16 protein-coding genes and 1 pseudogene are annotated in these 24,354 nt (G+C 71.7%); 10 read left to right on the top strand and 7 right to left on the bottom strand.

What is annotated here, in order from left to right:
- Positions 1 to 12 precede the first annotated feature (12 nt).
- The gene (locus tag OG985_RS33845; protein WP_371672157.1) at positions 13 to 804 is read right to left on the bottom strand and encodes an SDR family oxidoreductase; all 792 of its coding nucleotides are present in this window, start codon (positions 802 to 804) and stop codon (positions 13 to 15) included.
- 60 nt (positions 805 to 864) lie between these two features.
- Here OG985_RS33845 and OG985_RS33840 point away from each other — a divergent pair, with 60 nt between their 5' ends.
- Together OG985_RS33840 and OG985_RS33835 are read left to right on the top strand one after the other, a co-directional pair.
- Positions 865 to 2,004, top strand: coding sequence for an acyl-CoA dehydrogenase family protein (locus OG985_RS33840; RefSeq protein ID WP_371672156.1), 1,140 nt, complete (start codon positions 865 to 867; stop codon positions 2,002 to 2,004).
- On the top strand, positions 2,004 to 3,029 hold the full coding sequence (locus OG985_RS33835; protein ID WP_371672155.1) for an acyl-CoA dehydrogenase family protein: 1,026 nt from the start codon (positions 2,004 to 2,006) through the stop codon (positions 3,027 to 3,029). Before OG985_RS33840 ends, OG985_RS33835 begins: the two co-directional genes overlap by 1 nt.
- Before the next feature lie 104 nt (positions 3,030 to 3,133).
- On the opposite strand, the pseudogene OG985_RS33830 reads toward OG985_RS33835, so the two are convergent.
- Positions 3,134 to 3,850, bottom strand: a pseudogene (locus OG985_RS33830) (VWA domain-containing protein); the annotation flags it as partial.
- Between the two features lie 148 nt (positions 3,851 to 3,998).
- On the opposite strand from OG985_RS33830, the gene OG985_RS33825 reads away from it, so the two are divergent.
- The gene (locus OG985_RS33825; protein ID WP_371672154.1) at positions 3,999 to 4,919 is read left to right on the top strand and encodes a rhomboid family intramembrane serine protease; all 921 of its coding nucleotides are present in this window, start codon (positions 3,999 to 4,001) and stop codon (positions 4,917 to 4,919) included.
- Positions 4,920 to 5,230: 311 nt separating this feature from the next.
- Here OG985_RS33825 and OG985_RS33820 read toward each other — a convergent pair whose 3' ends face one another.
- Together OG985_RS33820 and OG985_RS33815 are read right to left on the bottom strand one after the other, a co-directional pair.
- Positions 5,231 to 6,265 carry a hypothetical protein gene (locus OG985_RS33820; protein WP_371672153.1) on the bottom strand — a complete coding sequence of 345 codons (1,035 nt, stop codon included), beginning with the start codon at positions 6,263 to 6,265 and terminating at the stop codon, positions 5,231 to 5,233.
- A gap of 32 nt (positions 6,266 to 6,297) precedes the next feature.
- On the bottom strand, positions 6,298 to 8,004 hold the full coding sequence (locus OG985_RS33815) for a DUF2334 domain-containing protein (RefSeq protein ID WP_371672152.1): 1,707 nt from the start codon (positions 8,002 to 8,004) through the stop codon (positions 6,298 to 6,300).
- A 648-nt stretch (positions 8,005 to 8,652) separates the two neighbouring features.
- Here OG985_RS33815 and OG985_RS33810 point away from each other — a divergent pair.
- The 3 genes from OG985_RS33810 (at position 8,653) to OG985_RS33800 (ending at position 11,905) form a co-directional block, all read left to right on the top strand.
- Entirely contained in the window at positions 8,653 to 9,897 is a 1,245-nt protein-coding gene (locus OG985_RS33810) for a glycosyltransferase (RefSeq protein WP_371672151.1), read from the top strand.
- Positions 9,898 to 10,031: 134 nt separating this feature from the next.
- Entirely contained in the window at positions 10,032 to 11,195 is a 1,164-nt protein-coding gene (wecB, locus tag OG985_RS33805) for a non-hydrolyzing UDP-N-acetylglucosamine 2-epimerase (protein ID WP_371672150.1), read from the top strand.
- Positions 11,192 to 11,905, top strand: a complete 714-nt coding sequence (locus OG985_RS33800; RefSeq protein WP_371672149.1) for a calcium-binding protein — start codon at positions 11,192 to 11,194, stop codon at positions 11,903 to 11,905. The genes wecB and OG985_RS33800 overlap by 4 nt, the downstream gene beginning before the upstream one ends.
- Before the next feature lie 110 nt (positions 11,906 to 12,015).
- Here the strand turns inward: OG985_RS33800 and OG985_RS33795 are convergent, their stop codons facing one another.
- The 3 genes from OG985_RS33795 to OG985_RS33785 form a co-directional block, all read right to left on the bottom strand.
- Positions 12,016 to 13,479, bottom strand: a complete 1,464-nt coding sequence (locus OG985_RS33795; RefSeq protein ID WP_371672148.1) for a glutamate synthase subunit beta — start codon at positions 13,477 to 13,479, stop codon at positions 12,016 to 12,018.
- Entirely contained in the window at positions 13,472 to 18,085 is a 4,614-nt protein-coding gene (gene gltB, locus OG985_RS33790; RefSeq protein WP_371672147.1) for a glutamate synthase large subunit, read from the bottom strand. Before gltB ends, OG985_RS33795 begins: the two co-directional genes overlap by 8 nt.
- A 366-nt stretch (positions 18,086 to 18,451) precedes the next feature.
- Positions 18,452 to 19,183, bottom strand: coding sequence for a VIT1/CCC1 transporter family protein (locus OG985_RS33785; RefSeq protein WP_371672146.1), 732 nt, complete (start codon positions 19,181 to 19,183; stop codon positions 18,452 to 18,454).
- Positions 19,184 to 19,464: 281 nt separating this feature from the next.
- Here OG985_RS33785 and OG985_RS33780 point away from each other — a divergent pair, with 281 nt between their 5' ends.
- Genes OG985_RS33780 through OG985_RS33765 form a run of 4 tightly spaced genes read left to right on the top strand, consistent with a single transcriptional unit; the run spans position 19,465 to position 24,339 of the window.
- A complete protein-coding gene (locus OG985_RS33780; protein WP_371672145.1) occupies positions 19,465 to 20,637 on the top strand; it encodes an ADP-ribosylglycohydrolase family protein in 1,173 nt (390 codons plus the stop codon).
- Positions 20,634 to 21,749: an ADP-ribosylglycohydrolase family protein gene (locus OG985_RS33775; protein WP_371672144.1), complete on the top strand. Its 1,116-nt coding sequence runs from the start codon at positions 20,634 to 20,636 to the stop codon at positions 21,747 to 21,749. Before OG985_RS33780 ends, OG985_RS33775 begins: the two co-directional genes overlap by 4 nt.
- 8 nt (positions 21,750 to 21,757) lie before the next feature.
- Entirely contained in the window at positions 21,758 to 22,963 is a 1,206-nt protein-coding gene (locus tag OG985_RS33770) for an ADP-ribosylglycohydrolase family protein (protein WP_371672143.1), read from the top strand.
- Positions 22,951 to 24,339 carry an ADP-ribosylglycohydrolase family protein gene (locus OG985_RS33765; protein ID WP_371672142.1) on the top strand — a complete coding sequence of 463 codons (1,389 nt, stop codon included), beginning with the start codon at positions 22,951 to 22,953 and terminating at the stop codon, positions 24,337 to 24,339. The genes OG985_RS33770 and OG985_RS33765 overlap by 13 nt, the downstream gene beginning before the upstream one ends.
- The last annotated feature ends 15 nt before the right edge of the window (positions 24,340 to 24,354 follow it).

The following is a 24,354-nucleotide window of genomic DNA, read 5'->3' as shown; positions in this document are numbered from 1 at the left end:
CCCATTGTGGTCCTAGGGATGCTGGGAGCTGACGGAGACGACCTCGCCCGTCATGTACGAGGAGTATCCGGAGGCCAGGAAGACGATCACGTTGGCCACCTCCCACGGCTCGGCGTGGCGGCCGAAGGCCTCACGCCCGGTCAGCTCGGCCAGCAGCTCGGGGGTGGTCACCTTCGCCAGGTGCGGGTGCACGGCGAGGCTGGGCGAGACCGCGTTGACCCGCACGCCGTACTCCGCCGCCTCCAGTGCCGCGCACCGGGTCAGCGCCATCACCCCGGCCTTCGCGGCGGCGTAGTGCGCCTGCCCGGCCTGCGCGCGCCAGCCGACGACGGAGGCGTTGTTGACGATCACGCCGCCCGTCCCGGCCTCCTTCAGCAGTCGTAGCGCGGCCCGGGTGCAGCGGAAGGTGCCGTTCAGGGTCACGTCGAGCACCTTCGACCACTGGCCGTCGGTCATGTCGACGAGGGTCGAGGTCCCGCCGAGTCCCGCGTTGTTGACGACGATGTCCAGCCCGCCGTGCTCACGCACCGCGGTCTCGAAGAGCCCACGCACCTGCGTCTCGTCGGTGACGTCGCACGGCACCGCGCCGACGGCCCGGGAGCCGAACTCCCCGGCCAGCTCGGCCGCGTGTTCCTTCAGCCGCCGCGCGTGCGCGTCGCTGACCAGCACGCGCGCGCCCTCTTCGAGGAACCGGCGGGCGGTCGCGCCGCCGATTCCGGCGCCTGCCGCCGCGGTGATGACGGCGGTGCGTCCGCTGAGCAGTCCGTGTCCGGGTACGTACGCCGGACCCTCGACGTCTGTCATGCCCTCAAGCTAACCTACCAAACACTTGTTAGGGAAGGACGAGCGCGAAGGACGGTGCCCGTGGACCTCACGCACTCCCCCGCCGACGAGGCCTTCCGGGCCGAGGCCCGCGCCTGGCTCACCGCGCATGTGCCGGCCGGCCCGCTGCCCTCCCTGGAGAGCGAGGAGGGTTTCGCGGCGCACCGCGTGTGGGAGGCGGAACTGGCCGCGGACCGCTGGTCGGTGGTGTCCTGGCCGGCGGTGTACGGCGGGCGCGACGCGGGACTGCTGAGCTGGCTGGCCTTCGAGGAGGAGTACTACGCGGCGGGCGCGCCGGGCCGGGTCGGCCAGAACGGCGTCAGCCTGCTCGCGCCGACCCTCTTCGACCACGGCACCGAGGAGCAGCGAGCCCGGGTGCTGCCGCCGATGGGGCGCGGCGAGGTGATCTGGGCGCAGGCGTGGTCGGAGCCGGAGGCGGGTTCGGATCTGGCCGCCCTGCGCTCCAGGGCCGTCCGCACGTCCGGGGGCTGGCTGCTGAGCGGCCGAAAGACGTGGTCGTCGCGGGCAGCCTTCGCCGACCGCGCGTTCGGCCTGTTCCGCACCGATCCGGCCGCGGCCAAGCCCCACCAGGGCCTGTCGTACCTGATGTTCGACCTGCGCGCGCCCGGTGTCACGGTCCGGCCCATCGCGCGCCTCGACGGGAAACCGGCGTTCGCGGAACTGACGCTGGACGAGGTGTTCGTGCCGGACGAGGACCTCGTCGGCGAGCCCGGCCAGGGCTGGCGCGTGGCCATGTCGACGGCGGGCAACGAGCGCGGGCTCACCCTGCGCTCCCCCGGCCGTTTCCTGGCCGCGGCGGAGCGGCTGCACCGGCTGTGGCGGACCGCGGGTTGTCCGGACTGGGCCCGCGACCGGGTGACGGACGCGCTGATCGGCGCCCGCGCCTACCAGCTCTTCACCTACGCGGCCGCCTCCCGTTTCCTGGACGGCGAGTCGCTCGGCCCGGAGTCCAGCCTGAACAAGGTCTTCTGGTCCGAGTACGACATCGCGCTGCACGAGACGGCCCTCGACCTGCTGGGCGAGCAGGCGGAGTGGGCGGGCACCGACTGGGCCGAGGGCTACGTCTTCGCGCTCGCCGGCCCCATCTACGCGGGCACGAACGAGATCCAGCGCGACATCATCGCCGAGCGCCTGCTCGGCCTGCCGAAGGGACGCCGGTGATGCGCTTCCTCCTCGACACCGAACAGCGGGCGTTCGCGGATTCGCTGGACGCGATGCTGACGGCGGCCGGCACACCGGCGGTGGTCCGGGACTGGAGCCGCGGCGAGCGGGCGGCCGGCCGTGCGCTGTGGTCCAGGATCGCCGGGGCGGGGGTGTTCGCGCTGGCGGTGCCGGAGACGTACGAGGGTCTGGGCCCACGGACCGTCGAACTCGGCGTCGCCTTCGTGGAGTTGGGCCGGCACGCGGTGCCGGGCCCGCTGGTGGAGACGGTCGCGGCGGCGGCGCTGCTCGCCGGGCTGGACGACCCCGGTCCGGCCCGGCGTCTGCTGCCCGCGCTGGCCTCGGGCGCGTCGACGGCGACCCTGGCGGCGGGGCCGTACGCGCTGGACGCGGACGCGGCGGACGTACGGCTGGCGGTGTCGGACCAGGGCGTCCGGGCCCGGCCGCCGGGGGCGGGGGAAGCGGCCGGGCGGGCCGAGCTGCGCCTGGCCGGAGTGCCCGGTGACCCGTGCCCCTCGCTCGACCCCGCCCGCAGGCTCTTCGTCCTTCCGCCCGGCGGCGAGCTCCTCGCGTCCGGCCCGCAGGTCGCCGCGGCCGGTGCCCGCGCCCGCACCTGGGCGCGTTTCGCCACCGCCGCCCAGGCACTCGGGGTCGGTCTCGCGCTGCTGGACAGAACGGTCGCGTACGTCGGGCAGCGCACCCAGTTCGGTGTTCCGGTCGGTTCGTTCCAGGCCGTCAAGCACCAGCTGGCCGACGCGAAGATCGCGCTGGAGTTCGCGCGCCCCCTGGTCTTCGGCGCCGCGCTGACGATGACCCCCGCCGACGTCGCCGCCGCCCACCTCACCGCCTGCGAGGCGGCGTACGCCACCGCCCGTACGGCCCTGCAGCTGCACGGCGCGATCGGCTACACGGCGGAGTACGACCTCTCTCTCTGGCTGGGCAAGGCCCGTGCCCTGCGTACCGCCTGGGGCGACCCCCGGACGTGCCGGGCTCTCGTGCTCGGCGATCCGGGTCGCCGCCGCTGACCTCGCGGTGCTCCTCGGCCCGGCGGCGAGCCGCCGGTTCGGCGAGCCGCCGGTTCGGCGAGCCGCCGGTTCGGTGACGGCGGCCGCCCGCGGCAGGCCCGCGCCCGGACGATCCCCTGCGCCCGCGCGGCCACCAGCCACTTGGGGAACTCGCCCACCAGCCGGTCGTACAACTCGGCGTCGGACAGTTTCCGCGGGTCGGCGCCCGCGTGGAAGAACCCGGCGTTGTCGACGGCCCGCCGGTCCGGTACGGCCAGTTCGTCGAGCTTGCGCAGGAAGTCGAACTGCTTGCTCTGCGGGTTCCCGAAGCCGATGAACTGCCAGAACAGCGGCAGCTTCGCCGCCTTGCAGAGGTAGCGTTCCGCGGCGAGTTTGTTGATCGGCCCGCCGTCGGTCTGGAAGACGACCAGGGCGGGGTCCCCCGACCCGCTGTCGAGGTAGTGGTCGATGACGGCGTCCATCGCCAGGTGGTAGCTGGTCTTGCCCATGTGCCCGAGACCGGCCACGATCCGCTCGACGCGGCCCTGGTGGTCGGCGAGCGCGATCTCGGTGACGGCGTCGACGTCCGTGGAGAAGAACACGGCCGGTACGGTCCCGTCGTCGTCCAGGTGGGCGGACAGCCCGAGCACCCGGTCGGCGAGCGCCTGGACGCTGCCGTCCTGGTAGTACGGCTTCATGGAGCCCGAGTAGTCGACGACGAGGTAGACGGCCGCGCGCTGCCCGCCCAGGCCGTGCTTGACGAGCGAGACACCGGCGCTCTTGTACAGGCTGACCAGCGCGGGCGCGGTCTCCTCCACCTTGCTCAGACTGATCGCGGCCATGCGGACTCCCCCTGGATCACCGGAACTGCCGCCGAGGTTACGTCACCCCGGCCCCGCTTCCCGCCCCCTGCCCCGGCGTTCGCTATTTTGATCGCCGCCGTTCCCACCGGCTCGTCATCAGTCCCGACCCCCATGAGGAGAGCCGGCCGTGGAGTCCGCCGAGTCCGAAGCCACCGTCACCACCTGCTACCGCCATCCCCGGGTGGAGTCCCACGTCCGCTGCACCCGCTGCGACCGGTACATCTGCCCGGACTGCATGCGCGAGGCGGCCGTCGGCCACCAGTGCGTGGAGTGCGTCAAGGAGGGGGCGCGGTCGGTGCGCCGGCCGCGGACCGCGTTCGGCGGCCGGATCACCGCGGCGCCCATGGTGACGTACGTCCTGATCGGGCTCAACCTGCTCGCGTACCTGGGCGAGTTGGTGCGTCCGGCGATCGTGGACCGGTTCGGCATGCTGGGAGCCGGGCTCACGGGCCCGGACGGCGGTCACTATGTGTGGCAGCAGTCCTATCCCGCCGGCTTCCGTCCCGAGGGAGTCGTGGACGGGGAGTGGTACCGCCTGCTGACCGGCGCGTTCCTGCATCTGCCGCCCACCGAGGGGACCTTCGGCATCCTGCACATCGTGATGAACATGGTGTCGCTGTGGAACCTCGGCCGGGTGGTGGAGGCCCAGCTCGGCCGCGTCCGCTTCGTCGCCCTGTACCTGCTGTCCGCGCTGGGCGGCTCGGTCCTGGTGCTGCTGACGGCACCGGGCACCCCCACGATCGGCGCGTCCGGCGCCATCTTCGGTCTGGGCGCCGCGTACTACGTCATGGCCCGCCGGCTCGGCGCCGACATGGGCGCGGTCAACCGTTTCATCGCGGGCCTGCTGCTGTGGCTGCTGATCTCCGCCGGTCTCACCTCCTGGCAGGGCCACCTCGGAGGTCTGCTGGCCGGCGCGGTGGTGACGCTGGCGTACGCGTACGCTCCCCGCGGCCCCCGGCGCTCCCTGGTGCACGCCGGGGTGTGCGTGGGCGTGCTGGTGCTGCTGGCGGTCCTGGCCCTCGGAAAGGTGACGGCCCTGAACGGCTGAGCTGCCGGGGCCCGGCAGCTTCGGCCGGGGTACGGGCAGCTACGGCCGGGATCCCGGCAGCTGCGACCGGCGTCCGGGCCACTTAGGCCGGGGTCCCGGCAGCTACGACCGGGGGTCCCGGCAGCTTCGGCCCGGGTCCGGCAGGCGTTGACCGGGCGCGCCGAGAGACGTCGGCTGGGCGTCCCGCCAGGCGTCGGCTCGGGACCCACAGGCGTCGGCCGCGAGCCGCCATCCGCCGACGCCCCGCCCGACCGTGGCGGACCCGACCCACCGGTCGCGGACCCGACCCACCGATAGCGACCCTGGAGAGCTCAGTCTCCGTCCCACTTCTCCCGCAGCACGCCCTCCGCCGGCTTCCCGTGCGGGGTGTACGCCAGCCGGGCCGGTGTCTCCCCGCTGTCCGGCCAGTCGTCCCACATCCACCAGCACACGCCGGCCCACCACCGCCGGCCCGTGAAGGAGTCCAGCAACGCGCGGTAGGCGGCGGCCTGTTCGGCGTCTCCGGTGTGACGGCTGACGTCCCAGGCGTAGGGGGCGGCCGTCGCACCACGCTGGCTGACGTACCCCGCCTCGGTGAACAGGATCGGCCGGTCCTGGCGCCGGGCGTAGGCGGCGAGCCGCTCGCGGATCGGCGCCCAGGCGCGGCGCAGCCGGGCGGTGTCGTCGGTGGGCCCGCCGGTCAGGGGCCAGTAGGCGTCGATGCCGATGAGGTCGAGCTCCTTCCAGAAGCGGATCTTCTCGTACTCGTCGTAGTTGGCCGCGTAGGTCAGAGGCCCCGGGTACCGGTCGCGGACCTCCCCGACGACCCGGCTCCAGGCGGCCCGGTCGCCGGAGACGCCGGCGAGTTCGGTGCCCACCGCGAACTGCTCGACGCCGGTGTCCGCCGCGAGGTCCGCGTAGTGGGTGATGAAGCGCCGGTAGGCGGCGAACCAGACGGTCCGGTCGCGGGGGCGGATCTCGGCGCGGTCGAGGTCACCGGGCAGGTCCACGTGCGGTTTGACCATGACCTTGAGGCCGGCCGTGTGCGCGCGGCGCACGATCCCCCGCAGGCTCGCGTCGCTCGCGGTCTCCTCGGTGGGACGCAGCGCGGTGTCCTCCGGCCGCCGCTGGTACCAGGTCGGGGTGAAGGTGACCCAGCGTGCCCCGGTCGCCCTGATGTCCCGCAGATAGCGCTCGGCGGCCGGGCTGTCGTAGTCGGTGCGGTACCAGGAGGGCAGGGTGACACCGCGCATCGCCGCGGTTCCCGTACCGGGGCCGGGGTGCGGGGCGCGCGTTCCGCCCGGGTGGCCCGTGCCCGTGCCGTCGCCCGTGCAGGCGGAGGCGGCGAGGAGGACCGCCGCCAGCACGGCGACGGTCCCCCTCCTGGTCGTCTCGGCCCTCACAGGGCCGTCGGGCTGACGAAGGTGTAGCCGAGTGCCCTGATGCCGTCGATGGTGTCCTTCAACGGCTGGACCGGGAAGTACGGGTGGTAGAAGAAGCTGGCCACGCCGTCCCGGACGGCGAGGTTGGCCTTGGCCGAGGCGACGAGGTCGGCGGGCAGCCTCGGCGGATGGTTGTTGTACGCCTCCGGCTCGTAGTTGCCGATGTTCTCGGGCAGCACCTTGGTCCCGTACACATCACGCACCACGTAGGGGAAGAACTGTCCGATGAACCGGTTCGGATCCGCGGTCGCACCGCTCAGCGTTCCGGCGAAGTACAGCGAACGCTCCAGACGGGCCGAGAAGTTCGAGCTGAAGACCTTGTAGTCGGTGGCCGATCCCGCGTAGTGCGGGGTGGTCCACAGGGCCGGTTTCGGCAGACCCGCCAGGGTGAACGCGGCCAGCGCACTGGTGACCCGGCTCTGCGCCCAGGTGGCGGAGTCCCCGGCGACCGGACCGTCGTAGACGACGCTGTCCGAGGCGTCCACGTGGGCGCGGTAGAACTCGAAGTCGTCGCCGGTGACGCCGTTGTAGGGGTTGGCCGTGCTGCCGTTCTGGTGGGTGTAGCCGTGGTTCATCAGGACCGCGCCCCGGGCCAGCATGTACTTGAGCGCGCTGACCACCTGCGGCTTCTGCGCGAGCGTGGACGTCTCGGGGACCCCGTCGTTGTAGGTGCCCTTGGGGTCCGTGTACACCGGGATCACGTTGATGCCGTAGGGGATGCGCTGCGCGTAGAGGTAGTCGGCCATGGTCCGGAGTTCGGCGGGATCCGAGTGGGGGCTGATGTCCTCCAGGCGTACGACCGCGCGGTGCCGTTCGGCGGTGGCCGGTGCCAGGGCGTCGAAGAGCAGGTCTTCGAAGGCGATGACGCGGTCGCTCTCGGAGACGTAGCCGAAGGGGATCTCACCGACGTAGGTGAGGTTGGAGGAGCGCACCGCCCAGCCGAAGGTGTGCCCGTTCGAGGAGTCCAGCCCCTCGGCGACCCGGGTGACGGCCGGGTAGCCGGGCCCCGTCAGGACGTTGGGGCGCAGCACGCCGCCGTCCTGTCCGGCCGGGACCTTCCGGGTGAGGGTCTGCCCCCTGTACGACACCTGCGTCACGGTACCGACCGAACCGCCGTCCTCGTAGTACGACGTCGTCGGGTCCCAGCCGTACTTCTGGGTGAACTGGGTCACGCCGACGGCGTTCGCCATGTTCCAGATGTTGGCGCCCATCCAGGTCACGGGCTTGGTGGTGGTGAGCGCGTCCTGGTAGAAGGCGGCCGGTACCGCGTCCGGGACGTCGCAGCAGTAGTAGGTCGAGCCGATGTAGACCACGGCCGAGTACGAGCCGAGCATGCCCGCGGTGTACTGGGACACGGGCTTGGCCGTCACGGTGCCGAAGTGGCCCGCGAGGTTGGCGGCGGCCATCGCGTACAGCTCGCCCAGCTGCCCGTAGGGGCCCGCCGTGTCGTAGAGCACCAGCGCGCTCGGGGTGGCATCGGCGGCCACGGCGGCCGGAGCCAGGAGCGCTGCCTGCCGGCCGACCGCGGAGGCGGCGGCGAGCGGTGACGAGGCGGCGCTCAGCGGGGTGGTGGGTGTGGCGAGCCGGGTGCGCGGCTGTTCGTGGCGCGCCTTCTCGGCCTTCAGCTGTGCCTTCGCCCAGCCCTTGAGGTCGATCCGGTTCATTCCGGAGGCGGTGCCGGCGGCTTCGCCCGCGTGCCGGTGGCCGCGCCCGGCGGCCTGGGCTCCGGCGGCCAGGAAAGTACCGCTCAGCAGCGCGGCGACGAGTAGCAGAAAAATGGAGAATCTCGGGAATCCTCGTCGCCGAGGACGGTTTACTGGTCTCACAGTGGTTCCCCCCACTTTGCCTTTCATCGGCAAAGTCTTTCGCAGGCAAGAAGTCACCGATTCTTCTGGTGATTCCGGAAGCCTGTCAACGGCGCGAGCGATGAATCCCGGAAGGTTCGACAGCCTCCGGAAAAGGTTCATCACAGGCCACCCAATGATCACACTTGTCCTTTTTTCTGATCTTCGTCTGAGTCGACTCGAAGGTCTGCTACCTTCACTTTCGCGCGTTGGGGACGCGTAGGAAAAAGCGTGGGGGGACAATGTACGGACGACCCGCTCTGGGGGCACTGCTGCCCCTGGCAGGGGCGATGGCCGCGCCGGAAGCGGTACCAGGACTGCCTTTGGCTAAAGCCTTACAGGAAACGGCCGGCGCCGGATTCCTGCTCTACTGCCTGGCCGCATGCCTGATATTGCTGGCCAGGACACGGATACGTCGGCGCTCGCTCAGCGGCCGGACGACCACACAGGTCGAATCCGGGAGCGACCATGATCAATGAGCTGCTCCTCTGGTCGAGCATCACCTTGATCGTCCTGGCCGGCTGTTACAACACCAGCTTGTTCATGCTCTCCAGACGGAGAATTCGACGCTCCAGAACCCAGCGAAGAGAACGGTTCTACGTATTCCTGTTGGCGTGCCTCAACGAGGAACAGGTGCTTTCCGAAAGCCTGGCGCGCATCACCTCTCTGCCCGCGGGCAATTTCCTGGCACTGGTCATCGACGACGGCTCGGACGACCGCACCTCCCAGATCGCCCTGGCCGCCGATCCGCACCTGGTGCGGCTGCACCGGCGCACCCCGCCGAACGCCCGCCGGGGCAAGGGCGCCGCTCTCAACGACGGGGTGCGGCACCTCAGGGAGTCCGGGCTGCTCGCCGGCCGTGACCCCGACGACGTGGTCCTGTGTGTCGTGGACGCCGACGGCCGCCTCGATCCGCACGTCGTGCAGTCGGTCGACCCCTGTTTCGACGACCCTCGGACGGGCGCCGTCCAGGTCTGCGTCCGGATGTACAACCGGCACCTGGGACTGCTCGCCCGGATGCAGGACATGGAGTTCGTGGTCTACGGCGACGTCTTCCAGAGCGCACGCCGCTTCATCGGCAGCGTGGGCATGGGCGGCAACGGACAGTTCATGCGGCTGTCGGCGCTCGACACGCTCGACGGGGAAGGCCCCTGGAGCGACAGCCTCACCGAGGACCTCGACCTCGGGGTCCGGCTGATCGCCAAGGGCTGGACCAACCAGCACTGCACCACCGCGGCGGTCTCCCAGCAGGCCGTACTCAGCCTGCGGCGCCTCATCCGCCAGCGATCCCGCTGGTTCCAGGGCCATCTGCAGTCCGCCGGCCTCGTCCCGCTGATCCTGCGGGACGTGCCGACCCGGGCGGCGCTGGACCTCCTGTACCACCTGTCCAGCCCGGTACTCATCCTGCTCACCTCGCTGCTGCCGCTCTCGTTCCTCGTCGCCCTCGGAGCCACCGTCGTGGCCTCGGTGCGGCTGGGACACCCGCTCGTCTCACCCATGTGGCTGCTGGGCCCGTACCTGCTCTCCTTCACCACCGCGTACGCCTACGGCTTCGTCTACGCCAAGCGGGAACGGGACCTCGGCCTGGTGCGGTCGGTGCTGCTCGCCCACGCCTTCGTCTTCTACGGCTACATCTGGTTCGCCGCCGGCTGGTGGGGCTTCTGGCGGACGCTCACCGGCAAACGCACCTGGCTGAAGACCGCGCGCACCTGAAAGCCCGGGCCGCGCCCGGCCGGCCTCCCTCCGCGCTCCTTCCTCCGACCTCTCCTGATGTCTCTCCGCTTTCGCTCCATACCTCTTCTCTCATCTCGCGCGGTCGCTCGACCGCGCACGCCCTAGGGGGACCCATGTCCACAGATCCGTCAGCCGTGCCCGTACGCGCCATGCTCGTGCTCGGGACCCGGCCGGAAGCGATCAAACTGGCGCCGGTGGCGCGGACGATGGCCGACGGAGCGCGGTTCGAGCCGATCGTCGTCACCACCGGCCAGCACCGCGAGATGCTCGACCAGATGCTCGGGCTGCTGTGTGTCGACGTACGGATCTCACTCGACGTGATGCGCAGCCGCCAGCGGCTGTCCGACCTGACCGCGCGCCTCATGGGAAGCCTCGGTGACGTGATGCGGGAGCAGCGGCCGGACCTGGTCGTGGTGCAGGGGGACACCACGACCGCGCTGGCCGGCGCGCTGGCCGCCTTCTACGAGAAGATCCCGGTCGCCCATGTCGAGGCCGGACTGCGCACCGGTGTCCCCGACAACCCGTTCCCGGAGGAGCTCAACCGCAGCCTGATCGCGCGCATCGCCCGCTGGCACTTCGCCCCGACGGCCCGCGCCGCCCGGCATCTGACGGACGAGGGTGTCTGCCCGGAGCAGGTCTTCACCACCGGCAACACGGTGATCGACAATCTGCTGTGGGTGTTGGCCGAGGGCACCGGCAGTTCCGCGTTCCGTACCGATGCCCGCCGGATCCTGGTGACCCTGCACCGGCGGGAGAACCAGGGCGAGCGGATGCGGGGCATGGGCCGGGCGCTGCGCGGGCTCGCCGGACGCGGGGACGTGGAGATCGTGCTGCCGCTGCACAAGAGCCCCGCCGTCCGCGACGTGCTGCTGCCCGAACTGGCCGGGCAGGACGGCATTTCGCTGGTCGAGCCGCTCGGCTACCTGGACTTCGCGGCGACGCTGGCCGAGTGCGACCTCGTCCTCACCGACTCCGGCGGCATCCAGGAGGAGGCGCCGAGCCTGAGCAAGCCGGCGCTGGTGCTGCGGACCACCACCGAGCGGCCGGAGGCGGTCGAGGCCGGTGCGGCCCGGCTGGTCGGCACCGATCCGGAGGTCATCCTCGGTGCCGCCGAGGAACTGCTCGACGATCCCGTCGTGTACCGGCGGATGGCGAGCGCGGGCAACCCGTTCGGCGACGGGCGGGCCGCGGCACGCGTACTCGCCCAGCTGACCGAGGACTTCGCGGCCGACGTACCGGTCACGGTGACCGCGCCCGGACCGTACTCGGCGGCATGACACCGCCACTCCCGCGCCCCCGCGGGCGGGGCCCCGTGGTCCCGCCGGGGCGCGGGGGCCGGGCCCTGGCCGGCGTGGCGCTGGCTGTCGCGCTGGGTGCCGTCCTCGCGCTCGCGCTGAGCCGGTGCCAGCCGGACCGGGAGCCGCCCCCCACACCCTGGGTCGACGGCTCCACGCACGGCCGCTGGGTGTCGGTGTTCAACGGCCACGGCACCAACGTGGGCGACGACCACAGCCTGTCCCTGTCGCCGAAGCCCGCCGAGGACCCCGGCACCACGCACGCGGGTCTGGTGGTGAGCACGGCCTCGTACGCGGACGTACGTTTCGAGGCCCGGATGCGTACCGTCCGGCAGTTGCGCGACCCGGACCCGAACCCGTGGGAGGTGCCATGGCTGGTGTGGGCGTACACCGACCCCGAGCACTTCTACTACGTCACCCTGAAACCCAACGGCTGGGAGCTCGGCAAGCGGGACCCGGCCTATCCGGGCGGCCAGCGCTTCCTGGCGACGGGACGGCGCGCGTACCCGGTGGGCGGCTGGTACGACGTGCGGGTGGAGCAGCGCGGTGCGGAACTCGCCGTGCTGGTGGGCGGGGAGGAGCTGGTGACCTTCACGGACGCCGAACGGCCGTACCGGGCGGGCCGGGTCGGGGCGTACAGCGAGGACGCGGCCGTGAGGTTCGAGGGCCTGCACGCGGGTCCGGGCCGGTAGACGTGCGACGGCGCCTGCCCGTCGTCCGGTCGGGGACAGGGGCAGGCGCCGTCTGGTGTTCCGTACGCCTTTGTACGTAACGTCTGTCGAGGCGGGTGCCTCGGAAACCGTCAGACCATCAGTGAGCGGTCCGTCGGTCGGATCGGGGCCGGCAGTTCACTGGCGCCGGTGAGGAAGCGGTCCACCCCGCGCGCCGCCGAACGGCCCTCGGCGATCGCCCACACGATGAGCGACTGACCGCGGCCGGCGTCTCCGGCGACGTACACGCCCGGCACGTTGGTCTGGAAGTCGTCGTCGCGGGCGATGTTGCCGCGCTCGTCGAGGTCCAGGCCGAACTGGTCCACCAGGCCGTTGTCCCGGTCGGTGCCGGTGAAGCCCATGGCGAGGGTGACGAGTTGGGCGGGGATCGTGCGCTCCGTGCCCGGCTTCGGGGTCAGCCTGCCCTCGACGAACTCGACCTCGCTGAGGTGCAGCCACTGGACGTTGCCGTCCTCGTCGCCCTCGAAGTGGGTGGTCGAGACGGAGTACACCCGCTCGCCGCCCTCCTCGTGCGCGCTGGTGACCTTGTAGAGCATAGGGAAGGTCGGCCACGGCTGGGACACCGCGTTCCGCTCCTCGCCCGGGCGGGGCATGATCTCCAGCTGCGTGACGGAGGCCGCGCCCTGACGGTTGGCCGTGCCCACGCAGTCGGCGCCGGTGTCGCCGCCGCCGATGACCACGACGTGCTTGCCCTCGGCCGAGATCGGGGGCGCCACGAAGTCGCCCTCCTGCACCTTGTTGGCCAGCGGCAGGTACTCCATGGCCTGGTAGATGCCCTTGAGTTCACGGCCGGGGACCGGGAGGTCACGGGCGGTCGTCGCGCCGGCGGCGATGACGATCGCGTCGTACCGCTTCTTCAGGTCGGTCGCCTTGAGGTCGCGGCCGATCTCGATGCCCGTACGGAAGCGGGTGCCCTCCGCGCGCATCTGCTCGATACGGCGGTTGATGTGCCGCTTCTCCATCTTGAACTCGGGGATGCCGTACCGGAGAAGGCCTCCAATGCGGTCCGCGCGCTCGTAGACGGCGACCGTGTGACCGGCCCGCGTGAGCTGCTGGGCGGCGGCGAGGCCCGCCGGGCCCGAGCCGATGACCGCGACCGTCTTGCCGGACAGGCGCTCGGGCGCCTGCGGGGCGACGTCACCGGTCTCCCACGCCTTGTCGATGATCGAGACCTCGACGTTCTTGATGGTGACCGGCGGCTGGTTGATGCCGAGCACACACGCCGACTCGCAGGGAGCGGGGCACAGCCGGCCCGTGAACTCCGGGAAGTTGTTCGTGGCGTGCAGGCGCTCGGAGGCGGCCGCCCAGTCCTCGCGGTAGGCGTAGTCGTTCCACTCGGGGATCAGGTTCCCGAGCGGACAGCCGTTGTGACAGAACGGGATGCCGCAGTCCATGCAGCGGCTGGCCTGCTTGCTGATGATCGGCAGCAGGGAGCCGGGGACGTAGACCTCGTTCCAGTCCTTCAGCCGCACCTCGACCGGGCGGGACTTGGCGACCTCGCGCCCGTGGTTGAGAAAGCCCTTGGGATCAGCCATTGGTCGCCGCCTCCATCATCTTCTCGGTGATCTCGGTCTCGGAGAGACCGGCTCGCTCGGCGGCGTCCTTGGCGGCGAGCACTGCCTTGTACGTGCTGGGGATGATCTTGCTGAAGCGCTCCACGGACTCGGTCCACTCGGCGAGCAGCTTCTCGGCGACCGTCGAGCCGGTCTCCTCGGCGTGCCGGCGCACCACGTCGTGCAGCCACTGCCTGTCGGTGTCGTCGAGTTCCTCGACCGCGTCGACGTTGCCCACGTTGACGTTGTCGGGGTTCAGGTCGATGACGTACGCGACGCCACCGGACATGCCGGCCGCGAAGTTGCGGCCCGTCTCGCCGAGGACGACCGCGTGACCGCCCGTCATGTACTCGCAGCCGTGGTCGCCCACGCCCTCGGAGACGACGGTCGCGCCGGAGTTGCGGACGCAGAACCGCTCGCCGGTACGGCCGCGCAGGAACAGTTCGCCGCCGGTCGCGCCGTAGGCGATGGTGTTGCCCGCGATGGTCGAGTACTCGGCGAGGTGGTCGGCGCCCCGGTCGGGGCGGACGACGACACGGCCGCCGGAGAGACCCTTGCCGACGTAGTCGTTGGCGTCGCCCTCCAGGCGCAGGGTGACACCCCGCGGCAGGAAGGCGCCGAAGGACTGACCGGCACTGCCGGTGAAGGTGATGTCGATGGTGTCCTCGGGCAGGCCCGCACCGCCGAACTTCTTCGTCACCTCGTGGCCGAGCATGGTGCCGACCGTCCGGTTGATGTTGCGGATGGCGACCTGGGCGCGCACCGGCTGGGCGTCGGTCGCGGAGTCCGCGGCGAGGGCGTCGGCGGCGAGCTTGATCAGCTCGTTGTCGAGCGCCTTCTCCAGGCCGTGGTCCTGCGAGACGACCCGGTGCAGCGCCGTGCCCTCGGGCAGCTCGGGCACGTAGAAGAGCGGGGTCAGGTCCAGGCCCTGCGCCTTCCAGTGGTTGACGGCGCGGGTCACGTCGAGTGCCTCGGCGTGGCCGACGGCCTCCTCGATGGAGCGGAAGCCCAGCTCGGCGAGGATCTCGCGGACCTCTTCGGCGATGAACCGGAAGAAGTTCACGATGTACTCGGCCTTGCCGGCGAACCTCTCGCGCAGGACCGGGTTCTGGGTGGCGATGCCGACCGGACAGGTGTCCAGGTGGCAGACCCGCATCATGACGCAGCCGGAGACGACGAGCGGCGCGGTCGCGAAACCGAACTCCTCGGCGCCGAGCAGCGCGGCGATGACGACGTCCCGGCCGGTCTTGAGCTGGCCGTCGGTCTGGACGACGATCCGGTCCCGCAGGCCGTTGAGCAGCAGGGTCTGCTGGGTCTCGGCGAGACCGAGCTCCCAGGGGCCGCCCGCGTGCTTGAGCGAGGTGAGCGGGGAGGCGCCCGTGCCGCCGTCGTGGCCGGAGATGAGGACGACGTCCGCGTGCGCCTTGGAGACACCCGCGGCGACCGTGCCGACACCGACCTCGGAGACCAGCTTGACGTGAATCCGCGCTTGCGGGTTCGCGTTCTTGAGGTCGTGGATCAGCTGGGCGAGGTCCTCGATGGAGTAGATGTCGTGGTGCGGCGGCGGGGAGATCAGACCGACACCGGGGGTGCTGTGCCGGGTCTTGGCGACCCACGGGTAGACCTTGTGGCCGGGCAGCTGGCCGCCCTCGCCGGGCTTGGCGCCCTGGGCCATCTTGATCTGGATGTCGTCCGCGTTGACCAGGTACTCGGAGGTCACACCGAAGCGGCCGGAGGCGACCTGCTTGATGCTGGAGCGGCGCGCCGGGTCGTACAGCCGGTCCGCGTCCTCGCCGCCCTCACCCGTGTTGGACTTGCCGCCCAGCTGGTTCATGGCGATGGCGAGGGTCTCGTGCGCCTCCTTGGAGATGGAGCCGTACGACATGGCTCCGGTGGAGAAGCGCTTGACGATCTCGCTGACCGGCTCGACCTCGTCGACGGAGATCGGCTGACGGCCCTCGACGCCGGACGTGAAGCCGAACAGGCCGCGCAGCGTCATCAGCCGCTCGGACTGCTCGTTCACGCGGTCCGTGTACTTCTTGAAGATGTCGTAGCGGTTGGCGCGCGTCGAGTGCTGGAGACGGAAGACGGTCTCCGGGTCGAACAGGTGCGGCTCGCCCTCACGGCGCCACTGGTACTCGCCGCCTATGTCGAGGGCGCGGTGCGCGGGCGCGATGCCGCTGGCCGGGTACGCCTTGGCGTGACGGGCGGCGACCTCCTTGGCGATGACGTCGATGCCGACGCCGCCGATCTTGGTGGCCGTGCCGCTGAAGTACCGGGAGACGAACTGGGCGTCCAGACCGACCGCTTCGAAGACCTGGGCGCCGCGGTAGGAGGCGACCGTCGAGATGCCCATCTTGGACATGACCTTCAGGACGCCCTTGCCGAGCGCGTAGATCAGGTTGCGGATGGCCTGCTCGGGCTCGACACCCGGCAGGAAGGTGCCGGCGCGGACCAGGTCCTCGACCGACTCCATCGCCAGGTAGGGGTTCACGGCGGCGGCGCCGAAGCCGATCAGCAGGGCCACGTGGTGCACCTCGCGGACGTCACCGGCCTCGACCAGCAGGCCCACCTGGGTGCGCTGCTTGGTGCGGATGAGGTGGTGGTGCACGGCCGCGGTGAGCAGCAGCGAGGGGATCGGCGCGTGCTCGGCGTCGGAGTGGCGGTCCGAGAGGACGATCAGCCGGGCGCCGTTGTCGATGGCGGCGTCGGCCTCGGCGCAGATCTCGTCGATGCGCGCGGCGAGGGTGTCGCCGCCGCCCGAGACCCGGTAGAGGCCGGAGAGGGTCGCGGCCTTGAAGCCCGGCATGTCGCCGTCGGCGTTGACGTGGATGAGCTTGGCCAGCTCGTCGTTGTCGATGACCGGGAAGGGCAGCAGGACGCTGCGACAGGACGCGGCGCTCGGGTCGAGCAGGTTGCCCTGCGGGCCGAGCGAGGAGCGCAGCGAGGTGACGAGCTCCTCGCGGATGGCGTCCAGCGGCGGGTTGGTGACCTGCGCGAACAGCTGGGTGAAGTAGTCGAAGAGCAGCCGGGGGCGCTCGGACAGCGCGGCGATGGGCGAGTCCGTGCCCATCGAGCCGATCGGCTCGGCCCCGGTCTTGGCCATCGGCGCCACGAGGATGCGCAGCTCTTCCTCGGTGTAGCCGAAGGTCTGCTGGCGGCGGGTGACCGAGGCGTGCGTGTGCACGATGTGTTCGCGCTCGGGGAGGTCGGAGAGCTCTATCTCGCCGGCCTCCAGCCACTCCGCGTAGGGCTTGTCGTCGGCGAGGCCGGCCTTGATCTCGTCGTCCTCGATGATGCGGTGTTCGGCGGTGTCGACGAGGAACATCCGGCCGGGCTGCAGCCGGCCCTTGCGGACGACCTTCGCGGGGTCGATGTCGAGGACGCCGACCTCGGAGCCGAGGACGACGAGGCCCTCGTCGGTGACCCAGTAGCGGCCGGGACGCAGGCCGTTGCGGTCGAGCACGGCACCGACCTGGGTGCCGTCGGTGAAGGTGACGCAGGCCGGGCCGTCCCAGGGCTCCATCATCGTGGAGTGGAACTGGTAGAAGGCGCGCCGGGCCGACTCCATGGAGTCGTGGTTCTCCCACGCCTCCGGGATCATCATCAGCACGGAGTGCGGCAGTGAACGGCCGCCCAGGTGCAGGAGTTCGAGCACCTCGTCGAAGGACGCGGAGTCGGAGGCGTCGGGCGTGCAGATCGGGAAGATCCGCTCGATCTTGTCCTGGTCGCCGAACAGGTCGGAGACGATCTGGGACTCGCGGGCGGCCATCCAGTTGCGGTTGCCCTTGACCGTGTTGATCTCGCCGTTGTGCGCGACGAAGCGGTACGGGTGGGCGAGCGGCCACGAGGGGAAGGTGTTCGTGGAGAACCGGGAGTGCACGAGCGCGATCGCGGAGGCGAAGCGGCGGTCGGACAGGTCCGGGAAGAAGGGCTCGAGCTGGCCGGTGGTCAGCATGCCCTTGTAGACGATGGTCCGCGCGGACAGCGACGGGAAGTAGACGCCGGCCTCGCGTTCGGCGCGCTTGCGCAGCACGAACGCCTTGCGGTCGAGGTCGATGCCCGTGGCGGGCGACGCGGCGGCGTCGGCCACGAAGATCTGGTGGAAGGCGGGCATCGTCGAGCGGGCGGTGGCGCCGAGCAGTCCGGGTGCGACCGGGACCTCGCGCCAGCCGAGCACGGTGAGGCCCTCGTCCGCGGCGATCGTCTCGATCTGTGAGACGGAAGTGGCGAGGCCGTCCTCGGGCAGGAAGGCGATGCCGACGGCGTACGCGCCGGCCGCGGGCAGCTCGAATTCGGCCACCTCACGGAAGAAGGCGTCGGGCACCTGGGACAGGATGCCCGCGCCGTCGCCCGAGTCGGGCTCGGAGCCGGTGGCGCCGCGGTGCTCCAGGTTGCGCAGAACCGTGAGCGCCTGCTCGACCAGCGCGTGGCTCGCCTCGCCGGTGAGGGTGGCCACGAAGCCGACGCCGCAGGCGTCGTGCTCGTTGCGGGGGTCGTACATACCCTGCGCAGCAGGGCGAGCATCCATGAAGGACCACTTCTGGCCATTCGCGGAGTGCTGGGACGGCTGGCGCGGCGTACGCATCGGCTCTCCCGTCGTCGTCTCTGGCATATGCATGTGCCGAGGGACGACGTTGGCCCTCTGCGTGAGTGCAAAATTTCGTGCAGGTTACATGATGGAGCGGTTCTCGGGAACCGGATACTCCGTTCCAACATGCGGACACCACGGGTGCACGGCGGGGTATCGCGCCCGGAGGTGGAAGCTATGGGGGCCGATGCGGACAGATCAGTGTCCTTCGGACCGTGGGCGGGGAGGACGTCGTCGCCCGTCCCGCGGGTACGCGGCAGGCCTCATTGCCCACAGCGCTTACGGCTCATGCCCGGTGGTTAACCGTTCGAAACCAGCGAGTAACGGCTACTTATGCGGCCCATCGCATAAGTTCCAGCCGATCTATCCTACGGCCGTTCCGAACAACCCGCCCAGGGCGTACGTCACACCGGCCGCCGCACCTCCGAGCGCGAGCTGCCGCAGCCCGCTGAACCACCAGCTGCGTGCCGTCACCCTGGCCACCACGGCACCGCAGGCGAAGAGTCCGAACAGCGCCAGCAGTACGGCGGGCCACAGCGCGGTCGCCCCGAGCAGATACGGCAGCACCGGGAGCAGCGCGCCGAGTGCGAAGGCGCCGAACGACGACACGGCCGCGACCAGCGGCGAGGGCAGGTCGCCGGGGTCGATGCCGAGCTCCTCCCGGGCGTGTATCTCCAGGGCCTGCTCGGGGTCCTTCGACAGCTGCCGGGCCACCTCGCGGGCGAGCTCGGGCTCCACACCTCGCGCCTCGTAGAGGGAGGCGAGCTCGGCCTCCTCGTCCTTGGGGTGCTTCCTGAGCTCCCGCCGCTCCACGTCCAGCTCGGCCTCGACCAGTTCACGCTGGGAGGCCACGGAGGTGTACTCGCCGGCGGCCATCGAGAAGGCGCCGGCCGCCAGGCCCGCGAGCCCGGTGATGACGATGGTCTGCTGACCGACCGAACCGCCCGCGACACCGGTCATCAGGGCGAGGTTGGAGACCAGACCGTCCATCGCGCCGAAGACGGCGGGGCGCAGCCAGCCGCCGGTCACATCCCGGTGCGTGTGGTTGTCACGGTGCGCCTCGTGCAGCGCGGCTTCGGTCTCGATGATGGCCATGCGGTCCCCCAGGAAAGCTTAGGCAAAGCTAAGTTTGGACGAGTTCTACTTTTTTACAACACTCAAGGTACGCCCCGCCATTCCGTCCCGCCAGCTAGGAAAGGCTGGGCTAACCTGCGACTTTGCCCTCGGACGCTCATCCGATAGAGGGTCCGCACAGATGTCGACCGGGTGAACCGCGGCGCGCGAGGCTGCGGCGAAGACCGCACCGGGGACAGTTCCGCAAGGGGGTCCACACCCTTGAGACGCCTGCAGAGGCGCCCTTGAGAGGAGACGCCGCGATGGCATCGATCGCCTGCATTCCCTCCGGCCCCGCGTCCGGGAACGCCGCCGAACTCCGTGATCGGGCACGCGGCGCGCTGCTCGGCCTCGCCGTCGGGGACGCTCTCGGAGCACCGGCGGAGAACCTGAAGCCCTCCGAGATCCGCGCCCGCTGGGGCCGGATCACCGGGTACGTCGCCGAGCACCCGGCGGGCACCGACGACACCGAGTACGCGATCTTCTCCGGCCTCCTGCTGGCCCGGCACGGCTCCGCGCTGACCACGGCCCATGTCGAGGCGGCCTGGCACGAGTGGATCGCCGACCGCGACGAGGGCCGCTTCCGGGGCGCGGGCTTCAGCGAGCGCGGCACCCTCGAGAACCTGCGCCGGGGCCTCGCCGCCCCCATCTCGGCCCAGCACCGGCACGCCTGGAGCGACGGCCTGGCCATGCGGGCCGCGCCCTTCGGCGTGTTCGCGGCCGGGCGCCCCGCCGAGGCGGCCCGGCTGGTGGCGATCGACGGTTCGGTGAGCCACGAAGGCGAGGGCATCTACGGCGGCCAGGCGGTGGCGGCGGGCGTCGCGGCGGCCATGGCGGGCGCGCCGACGGTGGCGGTCGTGGCCTCGGCCCTCGCCGTCGTGCCCGACGACTCCTGGACGGCACGCTCACTGCGCCGGGCCGTGGCGGTGGCCCACCTCGGCGAACGCGCGGTCCGCTCCGCCGTCGTCATCGGCGGCTACCCCTGGACCGACCTGGCGCCCGAGGCGGTCGCCCTCGCCTTCGGCGCGTACGCGGCCGCCGACGGCGACTTCAGGGAGGCCGTCCTGACCGCGGTGAACATGGGCCGCGACGCCGACACCACGGCGGCGGTCGCGGGCGCCCTGGCCGGCGCGACCCAGGGTGTCTCCGCCATCCCCGCGGACTGGGCGGCCGCCATCGGCCCGACCCGCGGCAGCTGCCTCCCCTCCATGACCGGCCACCACATCCTGGACGTCGCCGAACTCCTCACGCCGGACGAGAGCGTGAAGTGGGGCGCGAACACCACCACGGGCGACCCCGCCGCCGTACGGCACGAGGAGCGCGTACGGCGTGAGGGTCTCGTCCGTCAGGAGGATCTCGTACGGCAGGACGCCTGGCCGCCGCCCGACCCGGCCGCGTACGTGCTGACCGCGGACGACGCCGAGGTGCGGCCGTGACGCGGCGCGTCGAGGGGCTCCTGCTGGGACTCGCCGCGGGCGACGCGGCCGGCTGGCCCGCCGCACGGCACCGGGCCGCGCGCATGCCCGAGTGGACCCGCCGACTCACCCGCGAGCTGGACACCTTCGCGGAGCAGAACGCGACGACCACCCTCCCCGTGCCGATCGCGCTGAACCAGCCCCCGGAGCCGCTGCGCCTCGGCCCCTCCGACGACGCCGAGTGGGCGGTGTTCGCGGCCGAGGCCCTGCTGCTGGCCGGGAACGACAGCGTGCTCGGTGACCTGAGCCGGGAACGCAGGACCCGCGCCGCGATCGACCTGACCTGGAACGCCCTGGCGAGCGAGGTGGCCGCGGCGGCCGCACGCGCCCCCGAGATCGAGTCGGCGGTACTGCCGATGCGCGCCCGCATCTCCGTCCGGGCTGGCCTCGGCAACCTCGCCACCGGTCTGCGCCCGCCCGCCACCGGCCACGACAACCCGCACTACTTCGACGACGCGGCCTGCGTACGGGCCTGCGTCCTCGCCGTGGCCCACCCCGGCGACCCCCGACTCGCCGCCGAACTCGCCGAGTTCGACGCCCGCTACACCCAGGACGGTGACGGCGTGCACGGAGCACGGGCGATGGCGGCGGCCCTCGCCCGCGCCCTCGTCGGCGCGGAGGTGGAGGAGTGCGTGGCGGTGGCGCTCGCCGAACTGCCACAGGAGACGGAGATCGGGCGCAACGCGCGCGAGGCCCTGAAACTGGCGCTCGACGCGGACAGCGCCTTCGCCGCGGTTCCCCTGCTCGAGCACGGCATCGTCGACCACGTCTACAGCTACGGCATCGCGGCCGCCGAGACGGTCCCGGTCGCCCTGGCCCTGGCCGCCGCCGCCGGCGGCCGGATCGCGGAGGCCGTCCCCGCGGCGGCCTGTCTGTCCCGGGTCGCGGACTCCGCCCCGGCCCTGGCGGGCGCCCTGACCGGCGCGCTCGGCGGCGGCGAGTCGATCCCGGCGTCCTGGCGGGACACCTGCCGCACGCTCTCGGGCTGCGCACTCCCCCGGCTCACCGGTACGGACCTGGTGGAACTCGCCGGGCTCCTGGTAGCCACGCAACCGGCATCACCAGGAGCATGATTCTGGGCATGACGCTCAAAAGCGAAGAAACCCGGGCGGAAAGCCTGGAGGAGCGGATCACCGGAGCACTCGTCGGAGCCGCCGTCGGCGACGCGCTGGGCGGCCCCGTCGAGGGCTACTCCCCCGAGCAGATCCTCGAACGGCACGGCGGCCGCGTCCACGGTGTCGTCGGCCCGTGGAACGGCGACGCCTGGCGCACCGCCCGCCCCGTCGCGCCGTACCACAAGGGTGACGGCCACGTCACCGACGACACCCTGATGACGCATGCGCTGGTACGGGTGTACGCGCGGGTCCGCGACCACCTCGACGCGTACGCGATCGCGGACCACCTGGTCCCGGACCTGATGACGACACCCCGCTGGATCCCGGAGCTGGAGTCGGAGGCCCTCCCGCTGCACCGGATCTTCCTGGCGGAGAAGTGGCTGGTGGCCCGGCTCCACTACGGCCACGTCGACCCCCGCGAGGCAGGCACCGGCAACATCGTGAACTGCGGTGCGGCGATGTACATGGCACCGGTCGGCCTGGTCAACGCGGCCCACCCGGCGGGCGCGTACACCGAGGCGCTGGACGTCGCCGGGGCGCACCAGTCCTCGTACGGCCGCGAGGCGGCGGCCGTCTTCGCGGCGGCGGTGGCGGCGGCGAGCGCACCGGGCGCGACCCCGGACTCGGTCGTGACCGCCTGTCTGTCCCTGGCGAAGGACGGCACCCGGACTGCGGTCGAGAAGGTCTGTGAAGTGGCGTGCCGCCACACGGACTTCGAGTCGGCGCTGACACCGCTGCGGGAGGCGGTGGCGCCCTACGACACGGTGGGCCCCGACTACCGCGCCCCCTCCCTGGGCGCCCGCCGTCCGTCCCGCCTGCACACGATCGAGGAACTCCCGGTCGCGCTCGGCATGTTGCTGGTCGCCAAGGGCGACTACCGTCACGCGGTCCTCGGCGCGGTCAACTACGGCCGCGACTGCGACTCGATCGCCACCATGGCGGGCGCGCTGGCGGGCGCACTGGGCTCACCGGTCCCGCAGGACTGGGCGAAGACGGTGGCGGAGGCCAGCCGTCTGGACCTGTGGGAGCCGGCCAGGACGCTCACGGACGTGACCCGGGAGATCTTCGACCGCGACGTCCGGTGCCGCCGGGCCCACGAGACGGCGTTCGCCGGACTGGTCGGTACGGAGCCCGCGGAAGCCGCGCCGGGAGGCCCGAGATGCTCCGACTGACCTGGGTCCAGCCGGAGGATTTGCTCGGCCACGAACTGCGCCAGGCGGCCCTGGACGGCCGCGAACCGTCGGCGGTCGCCGCACGCTGGCGGGCGGCCGGCGGGGACGAGGCCCCGCTGCGGGCGGGCGCGTCACCGCATCCGGTGTCCCGATACCTGCGGCTGCTCGCGGAGGACCTGCTCGACGAACTGGCGGACCTGCCCAGCGGGTTGAGCGACCGTGAACCGACGGACCTGCCGCGGATCAGGGCCCTGTGCCCCGACTGGCCGGCGAAGCCCGACGAGTCCGCGTCCGCCACCCCGACAGCGCTCCGCCTGGAGGCCGCCTGGCTGGGCCGGGCCGTCGGCTGTCTCCTGGGCAAACCCGTCGAGAAGCTCCCGCTGGACGGCATCCGCCGACTCGCCGCGGCCACCGGCAACTGGCCCCTGACCACCTACTTCACGGCCCGCGGAGTCCCACCCGAACTCCTCGCCGCCCACCCGTGGAACCGCCGCTCCGCGCCCACCTCGCTCGCCGAGAACATCGACGGCATGCCGGAGGACGACGACCTCAACTACCCGCTCCTGAACCTCCTTCTGCTGCAACGTCACGGCAGGCACTTCGGCACCTCGGACGTGGCGGCCGTCTGGCTCGACGAACTTCCCGCGGGCCGCACGTTCACCGCCGAACGCGTCGCCTACCGCAACCTGCTGTGCGGCCTGGAGCCCCCGCACACGGCCCGCCACCGCAACCCGTTCCGCGAATGGATCGGCGCCCTGATCCGCGCCGACATCCATGGCTGGACCAACCCCGGCGACCCGGCGGCGGCAGCCGAACAGGCCCACCGGGACGCCACCCTCACGCACACCGGGAGCGGTGTGCACGCGGCGATGTTCACGGCTGCCGTGATCGCCGCCGCCGCCACCGCGACCCACGACGTCCACGCCTGTCTGCGCACCGGTCTCACGGTCGTCCCGCCCGCCTCGCGGCTCGCCCGGGCCGTCCGCCACGCCATCGGGCTCGCCGCGTCCCACGAGGACTTCGACACCGTGGTCGACGAGCTGCACGCCACCCACGCGGCCACCCACCACTGGGTCCACGCCGTCCCCAACACCGCCCTGATCGCCGCCGCCCTCACCCACGCGGACGGCGACTTCACCGGCTCCGTCTGCCGTGCCGTGTCCGGCGGCTGGGACACCGACTCCAACGGCGCCACCGCCGGAAGCATCGCCGGTCTCCTCGCGGGCGCCCCCTCCGCCCTGCCCGACCGGTGGACGGCTCCCCTCAAGAACCGCCTGGCCACCAGCGTCGGCGACTTCAACGGCGTCGGCTTCGACACCCTGGCCCACCTCACCCACGCGCTCATCGCCCAGCCCCAGGAGGCACCCCGCCCATGACGCACCCCGCCGTGC

The sequence above is a fragment of the Streptomyces sp. NBC_00289 genome (assembly GCF_041435115.1).
Taxonomy (GTDB): Bacteria; Actinomycetota; Actinomycetes; order Streptomycetales; family Streptomycetaceae; genus Streptomyces.
The sequence above is the reverse complement of the archived record's forward strand: the minus strand, read 5'-3'. Positions and strand labels throughout refer to the sequence as shown.